At 68.7% G+C, this 21,297-nt stretch carries 19 protein-coding genes; 7 read left to right on the top strand and 12 right to left on the bottom strand.

Annotated elements, in window-relative coordinates; genetic code table 11:
• Positions 1-26 precede the first annotated feature (26 nt).
• Entirely contained in the window at positions 27-2,513 is a 2,487-nt protein-coding gene (locus QPK31_RS17035; RefSeq protein ID WP_290424102.1) for a heavy metal translocating P-type ATPase, read from the top strand.
• Positions 2,514-2,517: 4 nt separating this feature from the next.
• Here QPK31_RS17035 and QPK31_RS17030 read toward each other — a convergent pair whose 3' ends face one another.
• The 5 genes from QPK31_RS17030 to QPK31_RS17010 all read right to left on the bottom strand — a co-directional run bounded on the left by QPK31_RS17030 (position 2,518) and on the right by QPK31_RS17010 (position 7,209).
• Positions 2,518-3,360: a hypothetical protein gene (locus tag QPK31_RS17030; RefSeq protein ID WP_290424101.1), complete on the bottom strand. Its 843-nt coding sequence runs from the start codon at positions 3,358-3,360 to the stop codon at positions 2,518-2,520.
• Between the two features lie 98 nt (positions 3,361-3,458).
• Positions 3,459-4,826, bottom strand: a complete 1,368-nt coding sequence (locus QPK31_RS17025) for a multicopper oxidase family protein (protein WP_290424100.1) — start codon at positions 4,824-4,826, stop codon at positions 3,459-3,461.
• On the bottom strand, positions 4,823-6,199 hold the full coding sequence (locus QPK31_RS17020) for a TolC family protein (RefSeq protein ID WP_290424099.1): 1,377 nt from the start codon (positions 6,197-6,199) through the stop codon (positions 4,823-4,825). The genes QPK31_RS17025 and QPK31_RS17020 overlap by 4 nt, the downstream gene beginning before the upstream one ends.
• Positions 6,199-6,720, bottom strand: a complete 522-nt coding sequence (locus tag QPK31_RS17015) for a hypothetical protein (protein ID WP_290424098.1) — start codon at positions 6,718-6,720, stop codon at positions 6,199-6,201. The genes QPK31_RS17020 and QPK31_RS17015 overlap by 1 nt, the downstream gene beginning before the upstream one ends.
• 60 nt (positions 6,721-6,780) lie before the next feature.
• Positions 6,781-7,209 carry a DUF2946 family protein gene (locus QPK31_RS17010; RefSeq protein WP_290424097.1) on the bottom strand — a complete coding sequence of 143 codons (429 nt, stop codon included), beginning with the start codon at positions 7,207-7,209 and terminating at the stop codon, positions 6,781-6,783.
• A gap of 134 nt (positions 7,210-7,343) precedes the next feature.
• On the opposite strand from QPK31_RS17010, the gene QPK31_RS17005 reads away from it, so the two are divergent.
• Positions 7,344-7,748 carry a hypothetical protein gene (locus tag QPK31_RS17005; RefSeq protein ID WP_290424096.1) on the top strand — a complete coding sequence of 135 codons (405 nt, stop codon included), beginning with the start codon at positions 7,344-7,346 and terminating at the stop codon, positions 7,746-7,748.
• Here the strand turns inward: QPK31_RS17005 and QPK31_RS17000 are convergent.
• Positions 7,709-8,653 (bottom strand): cation diffusion facilitator family transporter, encoded by a 945-nt coding sequence (locus QPK31_RS17000; protein ID WP_290424095.1) that lies wholly within the window; start codon positions 8,651-8,653, stop codon positions 7,709-7,711. The genes QPK31_RS17005 and QPK31_RS17000 overlap by 40 nt on opposite strands.
• A gap of 122 nt (positions 8,654-8,775) precedes the next feature.
• Between QPK31_RS17000 and QPK31_RS16995 the strand changes: the two genes are divergently transcribed.
• Positions 8,776-11,457 (top strand): bifunctional acetate--CoA ligase family protein/GNAT family N-acetyltransferase, encoded by a 2,682-nt coding sequence (locus QPK31_RS16995; protein ID WP_290424094.1) that lies wholly within the window; start codon positions 8,776-8,778, stop codon positions 11,455-11,457.
• Positions 11,458-11,505: 48 nt separating this feature from the next.
• Here the strand turns inward: QPK31_RS16995 and QPK31_RS16990 are convergent, their stop codons facing one another.
• From QPK31_RS16990 to QPK31_RS16980, 3 genes are all read right to left on the bottom strand, one after another.
• The gene (locus QPK31_RS16990; protein ID WP_290424093.1) at positions 11,506-12,765 is read right to left on the bottom strand and encodes a DEAD/DEAH box helicase; all 1,260 of its coding nucleotides are present in this window, start codon (positions 12,763-12,765) and stop codon (positions 11,506-11,508) included.
• Between the two features lie 95 nt (positions 12,766-12,860).
• On the bottom strand, positions 12,861-12,995 hold the full coding sequence (locus tag QPK31_RS16985; protein WP_290424092.1) for a hypothetical protein: 135 nt from the start codon (positions 12,993-12,995) through the stop codon (positions 12,861-12,863).
• A gap of 57 nt (positions 12,996-13,052) precedes the next feature.
• On the bottom strand, positions 13,053-13,736 hold the full coding sequence (locus QPK31_RS16980; RefSeq protein ID WP_290424091.1) for a hypothetical protein: 684 nt from the start codon (positions 13,734-13,736) through the stop codon (positions 13,053-13,055).
• 167 nt (positions 13,737-13,903) lie between these two features.
• Here QPK31_RS16980 and QPK31_RS16975 point away from each other — a divergent pair, with 167 nt between their 5' ends.
• Complete coding sequence (locus QPK31_RS16975; protein WP_290424090.1) at positions 13,904-14,395, top strand: hypothetical protein; 492 nt, start codon at positions 13,904-13,906, stop codon at positions 14,393-14,395.
• 125 nt (positions 14,396-14,520) lie between these two features.
• Positions 14,521-15,825 carry an NAD(P)/FAD-dependent oxidoreductase gene (locus QPK31_RS16970; protein WP_290424089.1) on the top strand — a complete coding sequence of 435 codons (1,305 nt, stop codon included), beginning with the start codon at positions 14,521-14,523 and terminating at the stop codon, positions 15,823-15,825.
• A gap of 56 nt (positions 15,826-15,881) precedes the next feature.
• Here the strand turns inward: QPK31_RS16970 and QPK31_RS16965 are convergent, their stop codons facing one another.
• Complete coding sequence (locus QPK31_RS16965; protein ID WP_290424088.1) at positions 15,882-16,604, bottom strand: sensor histidine kinase; 723 nt, start codon at positions 16,602-16,604, stop codon at positions 15,882-15,884.
• Positions 16,605-16,774: 170 nt separating this feature from the next.
• Here QPK31_RS16965 and QPK31_RS16960 point away from each other — a divergent pair, with 170 nt between their 5' ends.
• Positions 16,775-17,254: a hemerythrin domain-containing protein gene (locus tag QPK31_RS16960; protein ID WP_290424087.1), complete on the top strand. Its 480-nt coding sequence runs from the start codon at positions 16,775-16,777 to the stop codon at positions 17,252-17,254.
• 304 nt (positions 17,255-17,558) lie between these two features.
• Here QPK31_RS16960 and QPK31_RS16955 read toward each other — a convergent pair whose 3' ends face one another.
• A complete protein-coding gene (locus QPK31_RS16955) occupies positions 17,559-19,214 on the bottom strand; it encodes a response regulator (protein WP_290424086.1) in 1,656 nt (551 codons plus the stop codon).
• Positions 19,215-19,510: 296 nt separating this feature from the next.
• On the opposite strand from QPK31_RS16955, the gene QPK31_RS16950 reads away from it, so the two are divergent.
• A complete protein-coding gene (locus QPK31_RS16950) occupies positions 19,511-19,954 on the top strand; it encodes a hypothetical protein (RefSeq protein WP_290424085.1) in 444 nt (147 codons plus the stop codon).
• 327 nt (positions 19,955-20,281) lie between these two features.
• Here QPK31_RS16950 and QPK31_RS16945 read toward each other — a convergent pair whose 3' ends face one another.
• Entirely contained in the window at positions 20,282-21,274 is a 993-nt protein-coding gene (locus QPK31_RS16945) for a diguanylate cyclase domain-containing protein (protein ID WP_229435234.1), read from the bottom strand.
• Between the last annotated feature and the right edge of the window lie 23 nt (positions 21,275-21,297).

The following is a 21,297-nucleotide window of genomic DNA, read 5'->3' as shown; positions in this document are numbered from 1 at the left end:
CTGTGAGAATCGGAAGGAGAAGAACCATGGACAACAGCCTCGAACAGCATGCCAAGCCCGGTGAGGCGAGCTTTGATATTTCCGGCATGACATGCGCATCCTGCGTGGCGCGTGTGGAGAAGGCGCTACACGCGGTGCCGGGTGTGGAGGACGCCAGCGTCAACCTGGCCCTGGAACGCGCCAGCGTACGCGGCGCCGCCGCCAGCGACGCCATCCTCGCCGCCGTGCGCAAGGCCGGCTACGAGGCCGCCGTCACCCCGGTGGTAAAACCCCGCACGGCGGCGCCGGCGCGCGGCCTGCCGTCCTGGTGGCCGGTGGCCGCCGCCTCCCTCCTGAGCGCGCCCTTGCTGCTGCCGATGTTGTTGCCGATCCTGGGCAGCCCCTTCGGCGCCGACTGGATGCTGCCCGGCTGGCTGCAATGGCTGCTCGCCACGCCGGTGCAGTTCTGGCTCGGCGCGCGCTTCTACCGCGCCGGCTGGAAGGCGCTGCGCGCCGGCGCCGGCAACATGGACCTGCTGGTCGCGCTCGGCACCAGCGCCGCGTATGGCCTGTCGGTCTGGCTGCTGCTGGCCGGCGGCGCGGGCGCAGGCAGCCATGGGCCCATGCATCTGTATTTCGAATCCTCGGCGGTGGTCATCACCCTGGTCTTGCTGGGCAAGTGGCTGGAAGCGCGCGCCAGGCGCCAGACCGTCGCGGCGATCGGCGCGCTGGAGTCGCTGCGCGCCACCGAGGCCCTGGTGCGGCGCGGCGGCCAGGACCTGCCTGTCGATGCCGACGCGCTGCGCATCGGCGACCTGCTGGTGGTGCGTCCCGGCGCGCGCGTGGCGGCCGACGGCAAGGTGGAAGAGGGCCGCAGCCATGTCGACGAATCCCTGCTCACCGGCGAAAGCCTGCCGCTGGCGAAGGGGCCGGGCGAGCGCGTCACCGGCGGCGCCGTGAACGGCGAAGGCCTGCTGCTGGTGCGCGTGACCGCGGTCGGCGCCGCGACCCTGCTGTCGCAGATCATCCGCCAGGTCGAGGATGCGCAGGCGGTCAAGGCGCCGATCCAGCGCCTGGTCGACCGCGTCAGCGCCGTGTTCGTGCCGGCCGTGCTGGTGATTTCCGCGATCACCTTTGCCGGCTGGTGGCTGGCGACCGGCGACTGGCAGGGCGCGCTGCTGAACGCGGTGGCGGTACAGGTGATCGCCTGCCCCTGCGCGCTGGGGCTGGCGACGCCGACCGCGATCATGGTCGGCACCGGCGCCGCGGCGCGCCACGGCATCCTGATCCGCGATGCCGAGGCCCTGGAAACCGCGCACGCCGTCGACACCGTGGTGTTCGACAAGACCGGCACCCTGACCGAGGGCCGGCCGGTGCTGGCGGCGGTCGAGGGCGAGGAGCCGGACCTGGTGCTGGCGCTGGCCGCCGCCGTGCAGCAGACCAGCGACCACCCGCTGGCGCGCGCCGTGGGCGAGATGGCGCGCGAACGCGGCATTGCGCCCGGGCCGGCGGGCGCGGCGCAGGCCTTGCCGGGTCGCGGCGTGCGCGCCGTGGTGGACGGCGCCCAGGTCTGGCTGGGCAATGCGCGCCTGGTCGAGGAAATCGGCGCCGCTTTCGGCAAGCTGGAAGAAACGGCGGCGCGCCACGAAAGCGCAGGCCGCACCGTGTCGTGGCTGCTGCGCGGCGCCGCGGGCAAACCGGCGGTGCTGGGCCTGCTCGCCTTTGGCGACCGCCTGCGCGACACGGCGCCGGCGGCGGTGGCGCGCCTGCAGGCGCTGGGTGTGCGCACCATCATGCTGACCGGCGATAATGCGGGGGCGGCGCGCACGGTGGCGGCGCAAGCCGGCATCGAGCGCTTCGCCGCCCAGGTGCTGCCGGGAGAAAAGGCCGGGCACGTGGCGCGCGAGATGGCGGCCGGCCACACCGTGGCGATGGTCGGCGACGGCATCAACGATGCGCCGGCCCTGGCCGCGGCCAGCGTCGGCATCGCCATGGCGGGCGGCACCGACGTGGCCATGCATACCGCCGGCATCACCCTGATGCGCGGCGATCCGGCGCTGGTGGCGGACGCCATCGCGGTGTCGCACGCCACCTACCGCAAGATCCGCCAGAACCTGGGCTGGGCCTTTGCCTACAACGTGGTCGGGATTCCGTTGGCGGCGTTCGGCCTGCTGAACCCGATGCTGGCCGGCGCCGCGATGGCGCTCAGTTCCGTGAGCGTGGTCGGCAACGCGCTGCTGCTGCGGCGCTGGCAGCCGGCCGCGCATGCGCCACACAACACATCAACCAGCGGGGCCGCTGCGCCCCCAACGAAAGGAGAACACACCATGTACGAACTGACTGTCGAAGGCATGAGCTGCGGCCACTGCGTGGGCCGCGTGACCAAGACCGTGCAGGGCATCGACGCCGCCGCGAAGGTCGAGATCGACCTGCCGAGCAAGAAGGTGAAGATCGACAGCGGCGCCGATCTCGACACCATCGCGGCGGCGATCGACGATGCCGGCTATCCGGTGACGGCGCGCGCGGCCGGCTGAGGCTTCAGGCGTCGATCCCGGGCAGCGTATTCAGGTTGCGCCCGATCTTCTCGCAGTCCGCGGCGCTCGGCTTGCGGTCCTGGGCGATGCCGAGGCTGCCCACGGTCCAGGCCTGCAGCCGCTCCTGCTCGTCGCGCATGAGGGTGCTGGCGGCGCCGGCGTCGCCCCGGCTGGTGCGCGTCAGCATGACCACGGCCGCCGCGTCGAGGCCGGTCTTGTGCGCGGCCTGCCAGGCCGTGTAGGCATCCTGCATGGCCGCTGCGGTGGCGGGGAAGGTGTTGGCGCAGAAGCCGAGGATCCCGCCCAGCAGGTCCTTGCGCGCCATCAGGCGCGTGAGCCGTGCTTCCTCGGCCGACAGCGGCGTCGCCGGTGCCGCCGGGGCGGCGGGCACGGCCGGCTGTTCCTGGCGGTAGAAGTCCTTCGGGTCTCTCGGATTGGCCCGCACCTCGGCGACCTTGGCCAGGAAGCCATCCGGTTGGTCCTGCCTGCCTGCGATCGTTCCGATCGCCCGCCCGCGCTGGAACACGATGTGATCCGGCAGGCCGATCGGCTTGTGGATGCTGCCGAAATCCGGAAACCTGTGCCACACCGGCCACTGCACCCGGACGTACTTGACCTTGGGGTCGCGCGCCGGCGCGACGGCCTGGTCGAACAGCCGGTCGGCGCCGATGCAGTAGCGGCACTTGGGGTCGGGCGAGGTGAACTGGACGACGACGGTCTCGTGTTGCGCGAGGTAGGCGGCCAGGTTCTGCATCCTGACTTCCTGTACGCGTGCGGCGTGGGCAGGGGTAGCGGCGGCGCCAATCAGGGTGGCGGCGCAGAGGATTCCGGTACGAAGTGAAGGCATGGAAGGAAAGGATGAAAGTCGACGCTGGCATTGTCAAATACTCAAGCCTTTCCTTCAATTCGGCACGCATAAGCTACCGAAAACGCGCCGAAATCAGCTCAATGCCGGTGCGTCTGCGGTTTGCGCGCCGATACCGCCCCGTCCGCAGGCGCAGCCGTCGCGCCGGGTGCCTGCGGCGCGTCCGGTACTGCGCCGCTCCACTCGCGCGCCACCGTGCCGGCAGGGTGCCTGTACCAGCCCGGATCGCGGTAGTCGCCGCACGCCAGGCCTTCGCGGATCTTCAGTACTGTGAACATGCCGCCCATCTCCAGGTTGCCGAAGGGGCCGCGCCCGGTCATCATCGGCAGGGTGTTCTCGGGCAGCGGCATCTGCATGTCGCCCATCGACCCGCCCTTGTCGCCCATGACCATGTAGCCCGGGATCAGGTCGTTGATCTTCTCGGCCACGCCGCGGTGGTCGACCCCGATCAGGTTCGGCACCTCATGGCCCATGGCGTTCATGGTGTGGTGCGCCTTGTGGCAGTGGAAGGCCCAGTCGCCCGGATTGTCGGCCACGAACTCGATCGCGCGCATCTGGCCCACGGCGACGTCGACGCTCACTTCCGGCCAGCGCGCCTCCGGCCGCACCCAGCCGCCGTCGGTGCAGCTCACCTCGAAGCGGTGTCCGTGCAGGTGGATCGGGTGGTTCGTCATGGTCAGGTTACCGACGCGGATGCGCACCCGGTCGCCCAGGCGCGCCACCATCGGGTCGACGCCGGGGAAGACGCGGCTGTTCATCGTCCACAAATTAAAGTCGAGCATGGTGTTGGTGCGCGGCGTGTAGCTGCCCGGCTCGATGTCGAAGGCGCCGAGCAGCATTACGTAGTCGCGCTCGACCGCGTGCTGGCGCGGGTCCTTCGGGTGGGTGACCCAGAAGCCCATCATCCCCATCGCCATTTGCTGCATCTCGTCGGCATGCGGGTGGTACATGAAGGTGCCGGCATGGCGCGCCACGAACTCGTACACGAAGGTCTTGCCCGGGGCGATGCCGGGCTGGGTCAGGCCGGTCACGCCGTCCATCCCGCAGGGCAGGATCTGGCCATGCCAGTGGACGCTGGTGTGCTCGGGCAGCTTGTTGGTGACGAAAATGCGTACGCGGTCGCCCTCGACCACTTCGATGGTCGGGCCCGGGCTCTGGCCGTTGTAGCCCCACAAGTTCGCCTGCATGCCGGGCGCGAGCTCGCGCACCACGGGTTCGGCCACCAGGTGGAACTCCTTGACGCCGTCCTGCATGCGCCAGGGCAGGGACCAGCCGTTCAGGGTGACGACCGGATTGTAGGGGCGGCCGTTCGGCGGCGCCAGCGGCGCGGCGGTGGCGCCTTGCGTTCGATAGGGCGCTTCGGGCAGGCCGGCGGCGCCGGCACGGCTGACGGCGGCCGCGCCGACCAGGGTGGTGGCGCCGCCGAGGAATGCTCTGCGGGTGGTCATGGTGCGTGTTCCTCCTGATGTGGTGCGGCCGGGCCGCCGAGGGCCAGCTGCAGTTCGGCTTCCTGGAGCCAGAAATCCTTCAGCGCGTCGATGGCGGCGTTCACGGCGCCGGCCTGCTCGCGCGCGTCGACCAGCAGTTCGAAGGGGCTGGCCAGCATGCCGTTGTAGCGCAGCAGGACTTCGCTAGAAATCTTCTTGCGCAGCGGCAGGACCTCGTCGCGGTAGTGGCGCGCCAGGTCCCAGCTGTTGCGGTAGGCCAGGTAGCGTTCGCGCGCTTCGCTGCGCGCATTGATCGCGGTTTCGGCGACGCGCCGCAGCGACTGCATGTAGACGCCTTCGGCGCGGACGACGCGGGCGTCGCCCCAGTCGAACAGGGGCAGTTCCAGCGACACCTCATAGCCGCGCGCGCGCGGTTCGCCGGTCTCGCTCTTGCGTTCGAGGCCGAGGTCGAGCACGTTGATGAAGCGCGTGCTGCGGGTCAGCCCCAGGCTGGCGGCAAGGGCCGCCGCTTCCTGGCGCGCCGCCTGCACGTCGAGGCGGCGTTCCACAGCGAGACGCTCGGTCTCGCTGGCGTCGAGCGGCGCAGCGGGCAGATCGGGCAGGCGTTCGGGAAGGGTGTAGTTGGCCTGCTCGCCCCACAGGCCGAGCAGGCGCGCCAGGCGTTCGCGGCTGGCGACCACCTGCTGCTCGGCGCGCATGACGCCGGCCGCGGCTTCGGCGTAAAACAGCTGCTCGCGTGCGCTGTCGAGGGCGCTGGCGTTGCCGGAGCGGCGCATGCGGCCGCTCAGCGCGGCGCTGGCCTCGGCGGCGGCGTTCACGCGCCGGGCGTAGTCCAGGCCCTGGCGCGCGGCCACCGCCTCGACCCAGGCGCGGCGGGTTTCCAGGGCATGGCGTTCGATGGCAAGGCCGACACGCAGCTGCGCCGCTTCGAAGCGCGCGTGTTCCAGGCGCTGCGACAGGGGCAGGGTCAGCGCCTGCACCAGGCTGAGGGTCAGCGTGCGCTCGATCTCGACGGCGCCGCCGCCGGCCGTGCGCTTGAAGCCGAAGCCGGGATTCTGCAGGCGCGCGGCCTGGGCCAGGTCGGCCTGGGCGATGCCGACCTCCCAGTAGCTGTCCTGCAGGCCGGGATGGTTCAGCAGGGCGATGCGCACCGCTGCGTCCTGGCCGAGCGCCTGCGCGAGCAGGGAGCGGACCGTGTCGGCCACGGCGCGCTCGTCGGCCTCGCTGCGGACCAGCTTCGCCTCGGCGCCGCTGCGGGCGCGGGCGCTGTCGGCGACGGCGGCGAATCCGCCATCCGGGGCCACCGCGGCGCAGCCGGCCAGCAGCGCGGCGCCGGCTGCCAGCGCGCTGCGGATGAGAAGGGAGGCGGACATCAGTGGTGCCCCTCGTGCTGGTGGGCGGCCGGAGCCGGCGCCGCATGATGCATTGCGTGGCCGGCATGCGGATCGGCCTGTGCCGGGGCAGGAGCAGGGACCGGCATCGTGTGCCCGGCGTGCGGATCGGCGGCAGCGGCGGCAGCGGCGGCGGGCATGGCGTGGCCGGCATGCGGATCAACCGGCGCCGCCTGCGGCATGGCGTGCCCGGCGTGGCCGGCGTGCGGATCAACCGGTGCCGCCTGCGGCATGGCATGCCCGGCGTGGCCATGCGTTGTGTGATCGCGCCCCGGCCCGGCGCCGACGATGCGGTTCTGTTCGCGCCAGGCCTGGTCGGGCGTGGCCGGTTCGGCGGCGAGCGGCTGGTAGGCGGTGCTTGACTGGTAGCGCGTCGGCGGCACCGGCGCGTCGGGGTTGGCGGCGGGCAAGGCGGTAGACTGACTACCGGCGTGCGCGGCGGCGGCCAGCAGGCAGCTCAGGAGCGCGCAGGCAGGCGCACTGCGCGAGATGGCGAATGACATGGAATCCTCTCTGGTGACAAATGACAGGGCCGCGCGTCGATCGGCGCGGCAACAGGCACATCAGGCGAGGAGGAAGCGGGGAGGCCGTTCGGGCAGGGCCAGGTCGACCGAGGGCAGCAGGCTGTTCGAGAAGAAGGCTGCCAGGCGCGGTGGCGCGTGCACGGGCAGGGCGAGGACGGGCGCGGGCGCGATTGCCGCCCCGATCGAGCAGGCCGAGCAGGCGCCGCACTTGGCAGTGCCATGGTGCTGCGTCGCGTGGTGGCCGGCGCCGGCATCGGCGGCAGGCGTGGCGTGGTGTTCGCCACCGTGCATGCCGGGCATGCCGTGCATCCCGTGATGGGCGTGCCCGGCGCCCGCCGGCATGGCAGCGGGCGGCGCCGGCGGCATGTGGCCGGTTGCGCAGCCGAGCATGGCCGCCGCGGCGACTCCCTGGAAGGGAACCGCCAGCAGGACCAGCCACAGGGTCAGGGTGCGCAAGAGGGTATTCACGCGATTATTCTAGCACGCTGTCTCATCGATACGACGGCAAGCGCCTTTGTCGATAGTTGCCGATTGTCAGCATAAATACAGGCTGCTAACATGTTGCCTGTTGATCAATACCTGTTAAACAAAGGACCACGCAGATGGCCTGGATCGCCCAGCTCCTGATTCCGCGCCGCCGCAAGAACCGGCGCGAACTCGCCGACCGCGCCGTCGAGGTGGTGCGGCACGTCCTGTTCGACATGGGTATCGAGCGCTTCCTGGGCGGCACCATGCTGGTCGACCGCCAGTACCGCGTGCGCTTCGTGAGCGGCAACCTGCCCGGCGGCGGCGCCCTGGCCGCGGTGCCGGTGGCCACGCTGGCGGGCGCCCACGCGCTGCAGGCCGGCGTGCCGCAGCTGCCGGCGCTGGCCGCCTTCCACCAGCACGATGTCGTGCTGCTGGTCGAGGAACTGATGGCCGCATTGCTGGCGCAGTCGGCGCTGCTGCGGGCCTTGCCCGAGCGCCGCTACCGGCTCGCCGAGCGCAGCGCCGCCGCCTCGAAATAAACGCGCCGGATCGCCGGATCGACAGCGCGCACCGCGCGTTCCAGGCGGGCGATGGCGAGATCGACCTCGTCGATGCGCATGCCGCGCCGGAAGCGCACGGCGGCCGTCAGCAGCACGTCGTCCGGCCCCAGCTGCATGGTCATCAGCTGGCCCACGGTTTCCAGGTCGGGATCGGCCTGGAACAATTCCTTCAGCTGGCCGGTCTGCTCCACTCCCACGCTTTCGCCCACCAGCAGGCCGCCGGTCTCGCGCGCCAGGGTCCAGGCCGCGCCCACCAGCAGCAGGCCGATGGCGATCGAGGCGGCCGGATCGATATACGGATTGTCCAGCAGGTGTCCGAGCCAGATGCCGCCGGCCGCCACCAGGATGCCGATCAGGGCGGCGCTATCCTCGATGAAGACGGTGAACACCGAGGCGTCCTTGCTGGCCTTGACGGTTTGCCAGAGCGTGGCGCCGGGCAGGCGGTTGCTGTTCAGTGCGCGCCGCGAAACGTTCCAGCTGTATCCTTCGAACAGGAAGGCGACACCGAGCACGACGTAGTTCCAGAACGGGTCTTCGAGCGGCGCCGGTTCCTGCAGGCTGTGGATGCCGTGGTAGATCGACAGCCCGCCGCCCAGCGTGAACACCGACAAGGCCACGATCAGGGCCCAGAAATACACGGCCTTGCCGTAGCCGAAGGGGTGGCGCGCGTCGGGCTTGCGGCCGGCGATCTTTTCGCCGACCAGCAGCAGGAGTTCGTTGCCGGTGTCGACCGCCGAGTGGATGCCCTCGGCCAGCATGGCGGCGCTGCCGGTGACGGCGGCGACCGTGAATTTGGCGGCGGCGATGCCGAGGTTGGCGACGATGGCGGCGTAAATGACCTTGCGGCTGTCGGTGGCGGGTGCGGTGTTCTTGTTATCGGACATGGATGTTGCTGCGATGAGGAGATCAAGTTGGTGGTGAAGCCCAGTCTAGCCAATTCGCCGGTTTCGCCGGGCACGCTTGCCCCGCTGCCCCTGTCCCTGCCCAAGCGCGAGGACAGCGCCGCATGAGCACCCGCAACCTGCACAGCCTGTTCGCGCCGCGCTCGGTGGCCCTGATCGGCGCCTCGGAGCGGCCGGGCAGCCTCGGCGCCACGCTGCTGGCCAACCTGGCCGCGGGCGGCTTCAAGGGCCCGGTGTATCCGGTCAATCCGAAGTACGCGGAGCTGAACGGCCAGCCGGTGTACGCGGGCGTGGCCGACCTGCCGGCCGCGCCCGACCTCGCCATCATCTGTACCCCGGCCGCCACCGTCCCGGCGATCATCCGTCAGCTCGGCGAACAGGGTACGCGCGCCGCGATCGTGCTCAGCGCCGGCCTGGCCGAAGCGCGCGACGAGCGCGGCCGCTCGGTGAAGCAGGCGATGCTCGACGCCGCCCATCCGTATTTGCTGCGCATCCTCGGGGCGAATAGCGCCGGCCTGCTGTCGCCCGCCCTCGGCCTGAACGCCAGCGTCGCCCACAGCGGTGCGCTGCCGGGGCGGATCGCCTTTGTCTCGCAGTCCGGCGCCCTGATGAACGGGGTGCTGGACCGCGCCCGTTCGCGCGGCATCGGCTTTTCCCATTTCATCGCGCTGGGCGACTCCAGCGACGTCGACCTGGGAGACGTACTGGATTACCTGGCCAGCGACGGCGCCACCGGCTCGATCCTGCTGTATGTGGAACACCTGCGCTATGCGCGCAAGTTCATGTCGGCGGCGCGGGCGGCGGCGCGCAGCAAACCGACCCTGGTGCTGAAGGCGGGCCGGGTGGCGAACGGCGTGCGCGCCGCCGCCAGCGAAACCGGGCTGCTGGCCGGCGCCGACGACGTGTTCGACGCCGCGATCCGGCGCGCCGGCATGCTGCGCGTGTTCACCACCGAGCAGCTGTTCTCGGCGGTCGAGACCCTGGCCCACGCCAAGCCGCTGTACGGCGAGCGCCTGCTGATCCTGTCGAACGGCGCCGGCCCCGGCGTGCTGGCGCTGGACGCCCTGGTGTGCGGCGGCGGCATTGCCGCCGGGCTGGCGCCGGAATCGGTCGAACGCCTGGCCGCGCTGCTGCCGGCCAGCCCGCCGCGCGCCAATCCCGTGAATCTGCTGGGCGACGCCGAACCGGAACGCTACCGCCAGGCCCTGGAGATCCTGTTGCAGGACAAGGGCGCGGATGCGGTGCTGGTGGTGCACTCGCCCACCGCCACCGTCGACCCGGCCGACATCGCGCGCGCCATCGCGCCGCTGGCGCGCGGCAGCTCGCGCAACGTGCTCTCGTGCTGGCTGGGCGGCGATTCGGTGAGCGCGGCGCGCGAGATCGCGTCAAGCGCCGGCATGCCGACCTTCGACACGCCCGAGGACGCGGTGGCTGGCTTCCTGCAGATCGTGCATTACCGCCAGAACCAGAATCTCTTGATGCAGGTGCCGCCCTCGATCTCGCGCACGCTGGAGTCGGGCCGCGCCACCGCGCGCGCCCTGGTGCGCGAGGCGCTGGCGGCGGGGCGCTACCTGCTGTCCGACCCCGAGACCAAGGCCATCCTGCGCGCCTACGGCATGGCGCTGGTCGAAACGCGGCGCGCCGCCGACGTCGACGAAGCGGTGGCGGCCGCGAAGAGCATCGGCTTTCCGGTGGCCGTGAAGATCCTCTCGCCCGACGTGATGCACAAGTCGGACGTCGGCGGCGTCGCCCTCGACCTCGATTCCGAGCAGGCCGTGCGCGCCGCGGCCGGACGGGTGCGGCGCCAGCTGGCCGAGCTGCGGCCCGACGCGCGCTTCGAGGGCTTTTCGGTGCAGGCGATGGCGCGCCGGCCCGAAGGCCATGAACTGATTCTGGGCGCGGCCACCGACCCGGTGTTCGGTCCGGTGATCCTGTTCGGCCAGGGCGGCGTGGCGGTGGAAGTCACCGACGACCACGCGGTGGCGCTGCCGCCGCTGAACGCGGTGCTGGCGCGCGAACTGGTCGAGCGCACGCGCGTGGCGCGCCTGCTGGCCGGCTACCGGAATCGCCCGGCGGCCGACATGAACGCGATCCTCGCCACCGTGGTGCAGGTGGCGCGCCTGGTGTCCGACATTCCGGAGATCGTCGAACTCGACATCAACCCGCTGATCGCCGACGCTGCCGGCGCCGTGGTGCTGGACGCGCGCATGCGCCTGGCCATGGCCGACCGTTCCGGCAGCACGCTCGACCGGCTGGCGATCCGCCCTTATCCGCGCGAGCTGGAGCAGACCATCCCCTGGCAGGGCGGCTCGCTGCTGCTGCGTCCGGTGCGGCCGGAAGACGGGCCGGCGCATTTGAAATTCTTCGATGCGCTGACGCCCGACGACATCCGCTACCGCATGTTCGTGCGCATCCGCGAACTCCAGCCTTCGCAGCTGGCGCGCTTCACCCAGATCGACTACGACCGCGAGATGGCCTTCATCGCCACCCGCCCCGGGCCGGACGGCCAGGCCGAGACGCTGGCAGTGGGGCGCGTGGTGGCCGATCCGGACAACACCTCGGCCGAATTCGCCGTCACCGTGCGCTCCGACCTGAAGGGCATGGGGCTGGGCCGCATCCTGATGGAAAAGCTGATCGCCTACTGCCGTGCGCGCGGCACGCGCGAGATCGTCGGCGAGGTGCTGCCGCAGAACAGCCGCATGATCGGGCTGGTGAAGAAACTCGGCTTCGAGGTGACGCCGACCGGGGAAGAGGGCGTACGCAAGCTGCGGCTGCCGCTGGAATAAAATTTCACCAAATGCCCTCCGGTGAAATTTTATTTCATTGCGCCGCGTTCAGCGCCGGAAGCGCACGTCCTCGGTCACCACGCGCTGCTCGCCGCGCGCATCGCCCTTGGGTTTCTTCGGCTTCTTCGGTTTCTTGACGACCTGGCCGCTGGCGTTCGTCTCCGGCACGCGGTGGTCGGGCTCGAAGCCGCTTTCCTCGACCCGCTTCAGGTTTTGTTTGGTCAGCATCTCGATCGCCGCCAGCTGCTGCACTTCGTCGGCGCAGACCAGCGACACCGCTTCGCCGGAAGCGCCGGCGCGCCCGGTGCGGCCGGTGCGGTGCACGTAATCCTCGGCCACGATCGGCAAATCGACGTTCACCACCACCGGCAAGTCGTCGATGTCGAGCCCGCGCGCGGCGACGTCGGTGGCCACCAGCACCTTCACTTCGCCGGCCTTGAAGCGCTCGAGTGCGCGCAGGCGCGCCGGCTGCGGCTTGTCGCCGTGGATGGAATCGACGGCGATGCGTTTCGCTTCGAGCAGGGCCACCAGTTCGTCCACGCCCCGGCGCGTCTTGGCAAAGGCCAGTACCTGGCCCCAGCCGTGTTTCTTCAGCAGGTGCAGGAAGAGTTCCGGCTTGCGCTTCTTATCGACCGGCACCGCCCACTGCTTGATGGCCTTGACCGTGGTGTTGCGCGGCGCGGTCTCGATGCTGACCGGATCGACCAGCAGCTTGGCGGCCAGGGCGCGGATCGGGTCCGAGAAGGTGGCCGAGAACAGCAGGGTCTGGCGCTTTTTCGGCAGCGCCGCCAGCACCTGGTCGAGCTCGCGCGAGAAGCCGAGGTCGAGCATGCGGTCGGCTTCGTCCAGCACCAGCATCTGCGTCGCGTTGAACTTCAGCGCGTTCTGGCGGTGCAGGTCGAGCAGGCGGCCGGGCGTGGCCACCAGCAGATCGACACCCTTACGCAGGCGCATCATCTGCGGATTGATGCTGACGCCGCCGTAGGCCACCATGGTGCGCAGCGGCAGGCTGGCGCCGTAGGCCTTGAAGCTGTCGTGCACCTGCTCGGCCAGCTCGCGCGTCGGCACCAGCACCAGCGCGCGCGCCGTGTTGCCGGCCAGCGGCGTGCCTTCCATGACCAGGCGTTGCAGCAGGGGCAGGGCGAAGCCGGCGGTCTTGCCGGTGCCGGTCTGGGCCGCGGCCATGACGTCGCGCCCGGCCAGCACGGCGGGAATCGCCTGGGCCTGGACCGGCGTCGGGTTCTTGTATTCGAGCGTTTCGAGGGTGCGGGCGATCGGGTCGATCAGGCCGAGCGAGGCAAACGACATGGAAACCTTGGGCTAATTGTGAATAGCCGACAGTTTACCGTGCCGCGCGCCGGCCGGCGTAACAACGCGTGGAATCCGCCGCGGCGAAGGCGGTGCTAGACATCCAGGAAGCGGTCCACCACGGCGGGCGCGGTCGGCTTCGCCGGTTCGTGTCGATCCTTGCAGCCGCTGGCAAGCAGGCAGGCAAGGGCGAGGGCGAGGGCGGACCAGCGCAGGACAGGGATTTTCATGGCGATCTCCTTGGCGCCCATCATACGGTGTTTCAGCCGCCGGCCGCGCACGCCCGCTCAGAAGCGGTAAGACACACTGGCGCGCAGCACCGGATAGACCTTGTAGTCCGAGGCTTCGTCGGCCAGGCGCGCTTCTTCCACCGCCACGTCGCCGGCAAGCTGGTTGCACAGGGCCGTCTGGACCGTGCAGTTGACGCTGCGCAGGCTGACGCGCGCCTTGCCCTGGTAAAAGGCGCCGAGGTCGCCGCCGAAGCTCCAGCCGCGCTCGGTAGCCAGGGCATTGCCCCAGCCGATGCCGATGTAGGGCGCGGCCTTGCGGAAGTCGACCTTCCCGACCAGCACGCCGACCTCGGCCGCCGTGTACGGGCGTCCGTTCAGGTTGAAGGTGCCGTTCAGGTCCGGCGTGGCGAGGGCGTCGAAGCGGGTATCGTTGTAGAACACGCCGCCGGTGATGCGAAAAGGGCTGCCGGCGCGCGGATACCAGTCGAGCAGGGCGTCGACGCTCTGCAGCTTGCCGTCGAGGTCGTACTCGATGCGGCCCGAGCGTTCCGTGAAGTCGTGCTTGAAGTAATTGACGCCGAGGCGGCCGTTGAGGCTGGGGCTGAAGCCGAAGGCCAGGTGGGCGCCGACGCCGGTGCTGCCGAGGTCGAGCGAGGCGCCGACCTGGGCCTGGGCACTGACTGCGGCGAGCAGGCCGGCAAGCAGACCGGCGAAGGTCACCGTAAGACGCTGGTGCGACATGACATCCTCCATGCTGAATGTGTTGGGCCGATTCTAGCGATGCTCCCGTCGCATCCGTACCACAGCGCGAATTCCGCGCGGCATGTGTAAATGTGTGTTTCAGCATACCAAGAAGTTACGTTTCAGCTGATAAAGTTCATTTACACAAGTATCGAAGAGGACCGCTCATGACTTCCCCATTCAAACTCCTGGTCGCCGGCGTCGCCCTGGCCGCTTCCGCACTGCCGGCCCTGGCCGCCACCAACGTCAGCATCAACATCGGCCAGCCCGGCTTCTACGGCCGCCTCGACATCGCCGACTACGGCCGCCCGCCCGTCATCTACGAACGTCCGGTGATCGTGCGCGAAGTGCGCCACGTACGCGTCGAGCCGATCTACCTGCGCGTGCCGGCCGGTCACCGCAGCAACTGGAAGCGCTACTGCGGCCGCTACGACGCCTGCGGCCGCCCGGTGATGTTCGTGCGCGACGACTGGTACACCAACACCTATGCACCGCGCTGGCGCGAGCGCCACTACCGCCCGGAACACCACCACGGCCGCCCGGACCACCATGACCGCCGCGACCACCACGGCCGCGGCCATGATCGACACGACCGCGGCCACGATCGACACGACCGCGGCCATGACCGCCACGACCGCGGTCACGGTCACGGCCGTTGAGGAGCGGACAAGCCCACGCATCGACTCTCCGCATGACCTCCGATTTCGGGGTGCGCGCCACGCGATTTCCCCTGCCGGTGTAGACTTGCGCCCGTAACAAGGTACATACGGACTGGAGGTTAGTTTTGCGAAGTGAAATCGTGATCGTGGGTGGTGGGGCAGGCGGGCTGGAGCTCGCCTGCAAACTGGGGCGCAAGCTGGGGCCGTCGAAGGTATTGCTGGTCGATACCCGGCTGTATCACATCTGGAAGCCCTCGCTGCACGAGGTGGCGGCCGGCACCCTGGACATCCACCAGGAAGGCCTGTCCTACCAGATGCTGGCCCACGATAACGGCTTCACCTTCGTCTACGGCCCCATGACCGCGCTCGACACGAACACGCGCCGCATCACGGTCGGCGCCGTGCGGGCGGCCGATGGCGAAGACGTGCTGCACGAACGCCACATCGAATATGGTTCGCTGGTGATGGCGGTCGGCAGCACCTCGAACTATTTCGGCGTGCCGGGCGCGCGCGAACACACGATCTCGCTGAACGCCACCGAGGACGCCGAGCGCTTCCGCCTGCGTTTGCTGCGCCTGATGGCGGTGGCCGAGCAGGCGCGCGAGGAGCGTCCGGACGCGGTGGCCGCCCTCGACGTGGTGATCATCGGCGGCGGCGCCACCGGCGTCGAGCTGGCGGCCGAGCTGCGCGAAGCCTCGGGCGTGTATGCCACCTATGGCTTCTCGCGCCTGCAGGTCAAGCGCGACGTGCGCATCACCCTGCTCGAAGGCGCGCCGCGCATCCTGGCGCCGCTGCCCGAGCGGGTCTCGGCCTCGGCCCTGAAACTGCTGGGCGAGCGCGGCATCCAGGTGGTGACCGATTGCCGCGTGACGCAGATCGACCCGGACAAGGTGCTCGACAACGCCGGCAACGTGTATCCGGCCAACCTGGTGGTGTGGGCGGCCGGCATCCGCGCGCCGGAATTCCTGTCCACCCTGGGCCTGCCGACCAACAAGGGCGGCCAGATCGAGGTCGACGCGCAGCTGCGGGTTAAGGGCGTACCCGGCGTGTACGCGCTGGGCGACTGTGCCGCCTGCATCGACGAATCCGGCAAACCGGTGCCGCCGCGCGCCCAGGCCGCGCACCAGCAGGCCGATTACCTGCTCAAGGGTTTCCTGCGCAGCGCCGCCGGCAAGCCGGTCGACGAGAAACCGTATCGCTACCGCGACTACGGCTCGCTGGTATCGCTCGGCAAGACGACGAGTGTCGGCAACCTGATGGGTTCGCTGCGCGGGACCAGCTGGTTCGTCGAAGGCATGATCGCGCGCTTCATGTACACCAGCCTGCACCTGATGCACCACCAGGCCGTGCTCGGCTCAATGCGCACCGGCGTGCTGGCCATCGCGCGCTTCCTGATCCGGCGCACCACGCCGCTGGTCAAGTTGCACTGATACCGCATCCCGCAAAGAAAAAGGCCGGCAATGCCGGCCTTTTTTGCGTTTGCTTCTTACGCGCCCGGCAGCTGCCGCGGCAACACCATGGTCAGCGCCGTGCCGCCCTCCGGCCGCGGCGCCAGCGTCAGGCGCCCGCCGAGCACGCGTGCACGCTCGCGCAGCAGGCGCAGGCCATGGCAGTTCAGCGATTCCGACGGCGCCGCACCCTGCGGCAAGCCGATGCCGTCGTCGCGCACGGTCAGCATCAGTTGCTCGCCGTCGTCGTCCAGGATCACCTCGACCTTGCCGGCCCGGGCATGCTGCAGCACGTTGCGCAGGCCTTCCTCGGCGCAGCGCAGCAGGGCCACGCCCTGGGGGCGCGCATAGCCGTCGTCGTCGTCGGGCAGGCTGGCGCTGGCTTGCAGGCCATGTTCCTGGCCGAATTCGGCCACCAGTTCCGTCAGTGCAGCCTTGATGCCCAGGAATTCCAGCTTGTCGTTCCACAGGCCCAGCTGCACCTTGCGGTTGGTCTCGATGATGTTGTTGAGCAGGCCTTTCATCTGGGCGGCGCGGTCCCTGGCCTTGTCTTCGGTGAGGTTCTTGGCCAGCAGGCCCAGGTGCATGGTCAGCGCCGTCATCGACGAGCCGAGGCTGTCGTGCAGCTTGCGCGCCAGCAGGCGGCGCTCCTCGTCCCAGCAGCTCATCAGGTGGCCAACCAGTTCGGTCAGTTCGGCGGTGCGTTCGGCCACCTTGCGATCCAGTTCCGGGTCGGGGTGGTGCGGGTCCGGTGCGGTCATCGTCGGCTCGGTTAAATGTTTCCCAAATCATACAACAGAGTCGCCCGGGAAGCGCGCACTGACGCCACGTTGACGTCCAGCGTGCGCTTCCGAACAGTAGGGCTGCGCATTTCGGATCAGGCTGGAGGTGTAGTCAAAATTACTATATTGATCACCAACAAGGAGCTCACATGGCAACCAAACCGACCACCGGCACCATCGACGCCGTCGACCTGCTGACCAAACAACACCGCGAAGTCGAGGAGCTGTTCGAGCAATTCGACAAACTGGGCGACAACGCCAAGGACAAGAAAAAACAGCTGGCCGACGAGATCTGCAATGCCCTGACCATGCACACCATGATCGAGGAAGAGATCTTCTATCCGGCCACCCGCGCGGCCGGCGGCGAAGAAGAGGAGACCGAGGACATGGTCGACGAAGCGATCGTGGAGCACGCCTCGGCCAAGGACCTGATCGCCCAGATCCGGGAAATGAGCCCCGAGGACGACCTGTACGACGCCAAGGTCAAGGTGCTGTCGGAGATGATCGACCACCACGTCGAGGAAGAAGAGAAGGAAATGTTCCCGAAAACGCGCAAGCTGAAGCTGGACCTGGGCGTGCTGGGGGAAGAGATGAAGAAGCGGCAGGAAGAGATCGAAGCGTCGATGTAAGGATCGGCCCGGTTACGGCCGGCATGGTGACGGCCGTATCGGAGGCGTGCGCGGTGTCCCTGTACCGTGTCCGGAGGGCGAACGTAGGGTGGGCACCCCGTGCCCACGCGGAAGCCGGCATGGTGACAGCCGCGCCAAGGGCAGGCCGACAACGTGTCTGGAGGGTCATGCCCCCCGGCCGAAACCACATCGCCGATGTTCAATCGATGAGACAGCGTGGGCAGTAGGGCTGGCTAAATGCCAGCACTACGAATGCCCACCCTACGAAACCCACCATTCCCCCGGTCGCAGCCCGCGGCGCCGTTCACCCGGCCGCAGCCCGCAATGGCGCCGGCTCCCCCAGCGCCCCCAGCAACTGCGCAATATCCACCGGCTTCACCAGGTGCATGTCGAACCCCGCCTCCAGCACCCGGCGCTGGTCTTCGGCCAGCCCATACCCGGTCAGGGCGATCAGGCGCATCGCCCGGGTTTCGGGATTCGCCCGCAGCCGGCGCGCCACTTCATAGCCGTCGATCCCCGGCAGCCCGATATCGACCAACGCCACCTTCGGCAGCTGCGTCAAGGCCTGCTGCACCCCATCGAGCCCGTCGGCCGACTGCAGCACCGGGTAGCCGTAGACGTCGAGCATGGTCGCCATCATTTCGCGGCCGTCTTCGTTGTCCTCGATCAGCAGCACGGCCGGCTTGGCGCAGGCCGTTTCCGACACGCTCGCGGCCGGCGCGCTCGCCTCGGCCGGTTCGGCGCGCGGCAGGCGGATCGTGAAGCAGCTGCCGGCGCCGCCGCCGGCGCTGGTGGCGGACACGCTGCCGCCGTGCAGCTCGACCAGGCGGCGCACCAGCGACAGCCCGATGCCGAGCCCGCCCTGGGCGCGATCGAGGCTGATGCTGCCCTGGACGAACACGTCGAACACATGCGGCAGCAGCTCGGGCCCGATGCCGACGCCGGTGTCGCTCACCGTCAGCAGCACTTCGTCATCCTCGGCGCCGATGCGGATGTCGATGCTGCCGCCGGCTGGCGTGTACTTCAGGGCGTTGTCGATCAGGTTGGTGGCGATCTGTTCCAGCCGGGTCGGGTCGCCGTCGACCCAGTTCGGCGCCAGGTCGACGTCGATGCGGTAGCCCGACGTGCGGCCGGTGGCGCGGAAGGTGTCGAGGCAGGCGCCGACCAGGCTGGCCATGTCCACCGGGCGGCGCGCCAGCAGGATCTTGCCCGACATCGCGCGCGACAAATCGAGCAGGTCGTCGACGATGCGCGACAAATGCTGGCTCTGGCGCCCGATGATCTGGCGCGCGCGGCTGGCCGTTTCCAGGCCGGCGCCGGGCATGTCGATCAGGGCGGCGGCGCTGCTGATCGCCGACAGCGGGTTGCGCAGTTCATGCCCCAGCATGGCCAGGAATTCGTCCTTGGCATGGCTGGTGCGCTCGGCCGCCTGGCGGTCCTCGATCTCGCGCATCAGGCGCTCGTTGGTCGCGGTCAGTTCGAGGGTGCGTTGCGACAAATCCTCGGTCTGGCGCCGCAGTTGCTCGTTCTTGTTGGCCAGGGCCACGAACACCGACACCTTGGCGTGCAGGATCTGCGGAATCACCGGGGTGAACAGGAAGTCGGCGGCGCCGCGCTGGTAAGCCTTCAGGCGGTCGATCTCGTCGGCCAGGAAGGCGGTCACGAAAATGATCGGGATGTCGGCCGAGCGCGCGCGCTGGTGGATCGCTTCGGCGGTCTCGAAGCCGTCCATGCCCGGCATGTTGACGTCGAGGATGATGACGGCGAAGTCGTGCAGCAGCACCTGGCGCAGCGCGTCCTGGCCCGAGCGCGCCGAGAGCACCGTGTAGCCGGTTTCGTCGGCCCACTGGTCGAGCAGGCTGGTAAGTGCCAGCAGGCTGGCCGCGTCGTCGTTGACGACCAAGATCTTCGGTTTGTCGGTGGTGAACACGTCGTTCCTGCTGCGTTTGTCGGGACACATGGCGTTGGCTCTGCCGCTTGATACGGATATCGATGCAAAGGATACCAATGCGAAGGATAGCAGAGCGTGACCGCTTTCCAATGGTAAACACACGGCTGAGCGGCGTCGAATAATATCACGGCAATTTGCAATGTTCGTGGGCAATCGTGCGGGCTTTTGCAGCCTGCATGGCCGGCCTTGCGCGCTTCGTGTACGGCACCGCACATACGGTTTCATGGGGCTATGCGATAGTCGAAGCGTGTCCAGTTCAACCGTGTCAATGGAGGACAGGCGCGCCCACTTGAAAGGACAAAAATATGAATATCAATACCATCGTCAACGAACAGTTCCACGGCAAATCGTTCAAGGAACTGGTGGATTGCCCGCTGACCGCGCTGTGCGGCATCGGCCCGAACCAGGCCAAGGCCCTGGAAGACGCATTCGGCGTCACGACCATTGGCCAGCTGGCCGGCTTGAAGGTGGTCGCGCATGCAGTGGCCATCGAGATGATGGCCGGTGTCGAAACCCAGCCGCAGGGTGACGCGGCCAAGGAAACCCTGCTCGACGACGCCGTCGAGATGACCTTCCCGGCTAGCGACCCGATCTCGGTCGACGCCGGCATCACCCGCATCGAAGTGGCGCCGGACAAGGTCGACGCCAGCCGCGACCACCAGAGCGCGACTGCGATCGCCGCCCACAACGAGCAGGCCGTTGGCGAAACCTGCGTCGGTACGAGGGACAAGGAGCCTGGCAGCGCCTGATGTTGTAGTCACACCGTTCCAGGCCACGGCGCCTTGGGGCCCGCATCGCGCGGACCTCAAGGCGCCGTTGTCGTTTGTGGGGACGTCAACGTGGAACCGGTAGGGTGGGCGCCCCGTGCCCACGCGTGAAGTGTGAATAGTGTTAGCTCCGTATGGTCCGACAGCTAACAATGATCAACGTCCACGCGTGGGCACGGGGCGCCCACCCTACGTGCAACTACCTGGCCATGACAGGTAATCGGGATAGGCACGCAAATAAAAACGGCGCCGGGCTGGTGGGCCGGCGCCGTGGAAGGCGGGTGTCCGCGCGGGGCGGCTGGCGGGGCTTCAGCGATGCTGAGCCAGCTCAGCCACCTGCTTTGGGGGCGATTTCGCAGCCACCTGGCGCGCCCCTCCGGCCGTCGAGCAGAAACGGTTCTTGCCGGCGCGCTTGGCTTCGTACAGCGCGTAGTCGGCAATGCTGATCAGGGCGTCCACCGATTCGGCGTCGTCCGGGTAGATGCTGATGCCGATCGAGGTCGACAGGCGCAGCGTCAGGTCGTTGATGAAATAGGGCTCGGACAGCGCCTCGACCAGCTTGGCGGCCGGCCCCTGGGCGTCGGCCAGGCTGTGGATGTCGCCCAGCACCACCATGAATTCGTCGCCGCCCAGGCGCGCCACCGTGTCTTCCTTGCGCGAGGTGGACAGCAGGCGCTGCGACACCATCTTCAGGATATCGTCGCCGTAGGCATGGCCATAGGTGTCGTTGATCGCCTTGAAACCGTCCAGGTCCAGGTACATGATCGCGGCCTTGGCGTGGCTGCGGTTGGCGTGTTGCAGCGCGGTCTCGATGCGGTCTTCCAGCAGGCGCCGGTTCGGCAGGCCGGTGAGGGCGTCGTGCAGCGCGAGTTCCTGCTGGGCTTTCGAATACTGGGCCAGCTCTTTATACAGCAGGCGTACCTCGAGCATGTTGTGGATGCGCTTGTGCACCTCCAGCAGGTCGAAGGGCTTGCTGATGAAGTCGCGCGCACCCGCTTCCAGGGCCGCGATCTTGAAACTCGGTTGCGCCGTGAGGGCCAGCACCGGCAAATAGCCGCCTTTTTCGATTTCCTTCAGGCTTTTCATGACCTGGAAACCGTTCAGGCCGGGCATTTGCAGGTCCAGCAGGATCAGGTCGTAGTTATGCTCGCGATGCAGCGGGCACACCTGTTCAGGCTCCATCGTCGAGCTGACATCGGTGTAGCCCTCCTCGGACAATATCTCTTCCATCAGCTCGATATTGTCGGGCGAATCGTCTACGACCAAAATCTTGGCGTTCAAAATGTCTTGTCTGCTCGGCATGCTTCTCTCGTCGAAATAGGTAC

Source organism: Massilia sp. YIM B02769 (assembly GCF_030411995.1).
Classification (GTDB): domain Bacteria; phylum Pseudomonadota; class Gammaproteobacteria; order Burkholderiales; family Burkholderiaceae_D; genus Telluria.
This window is presented reverse-complemented; position numbering and strand designations above follow the sequence as displayed.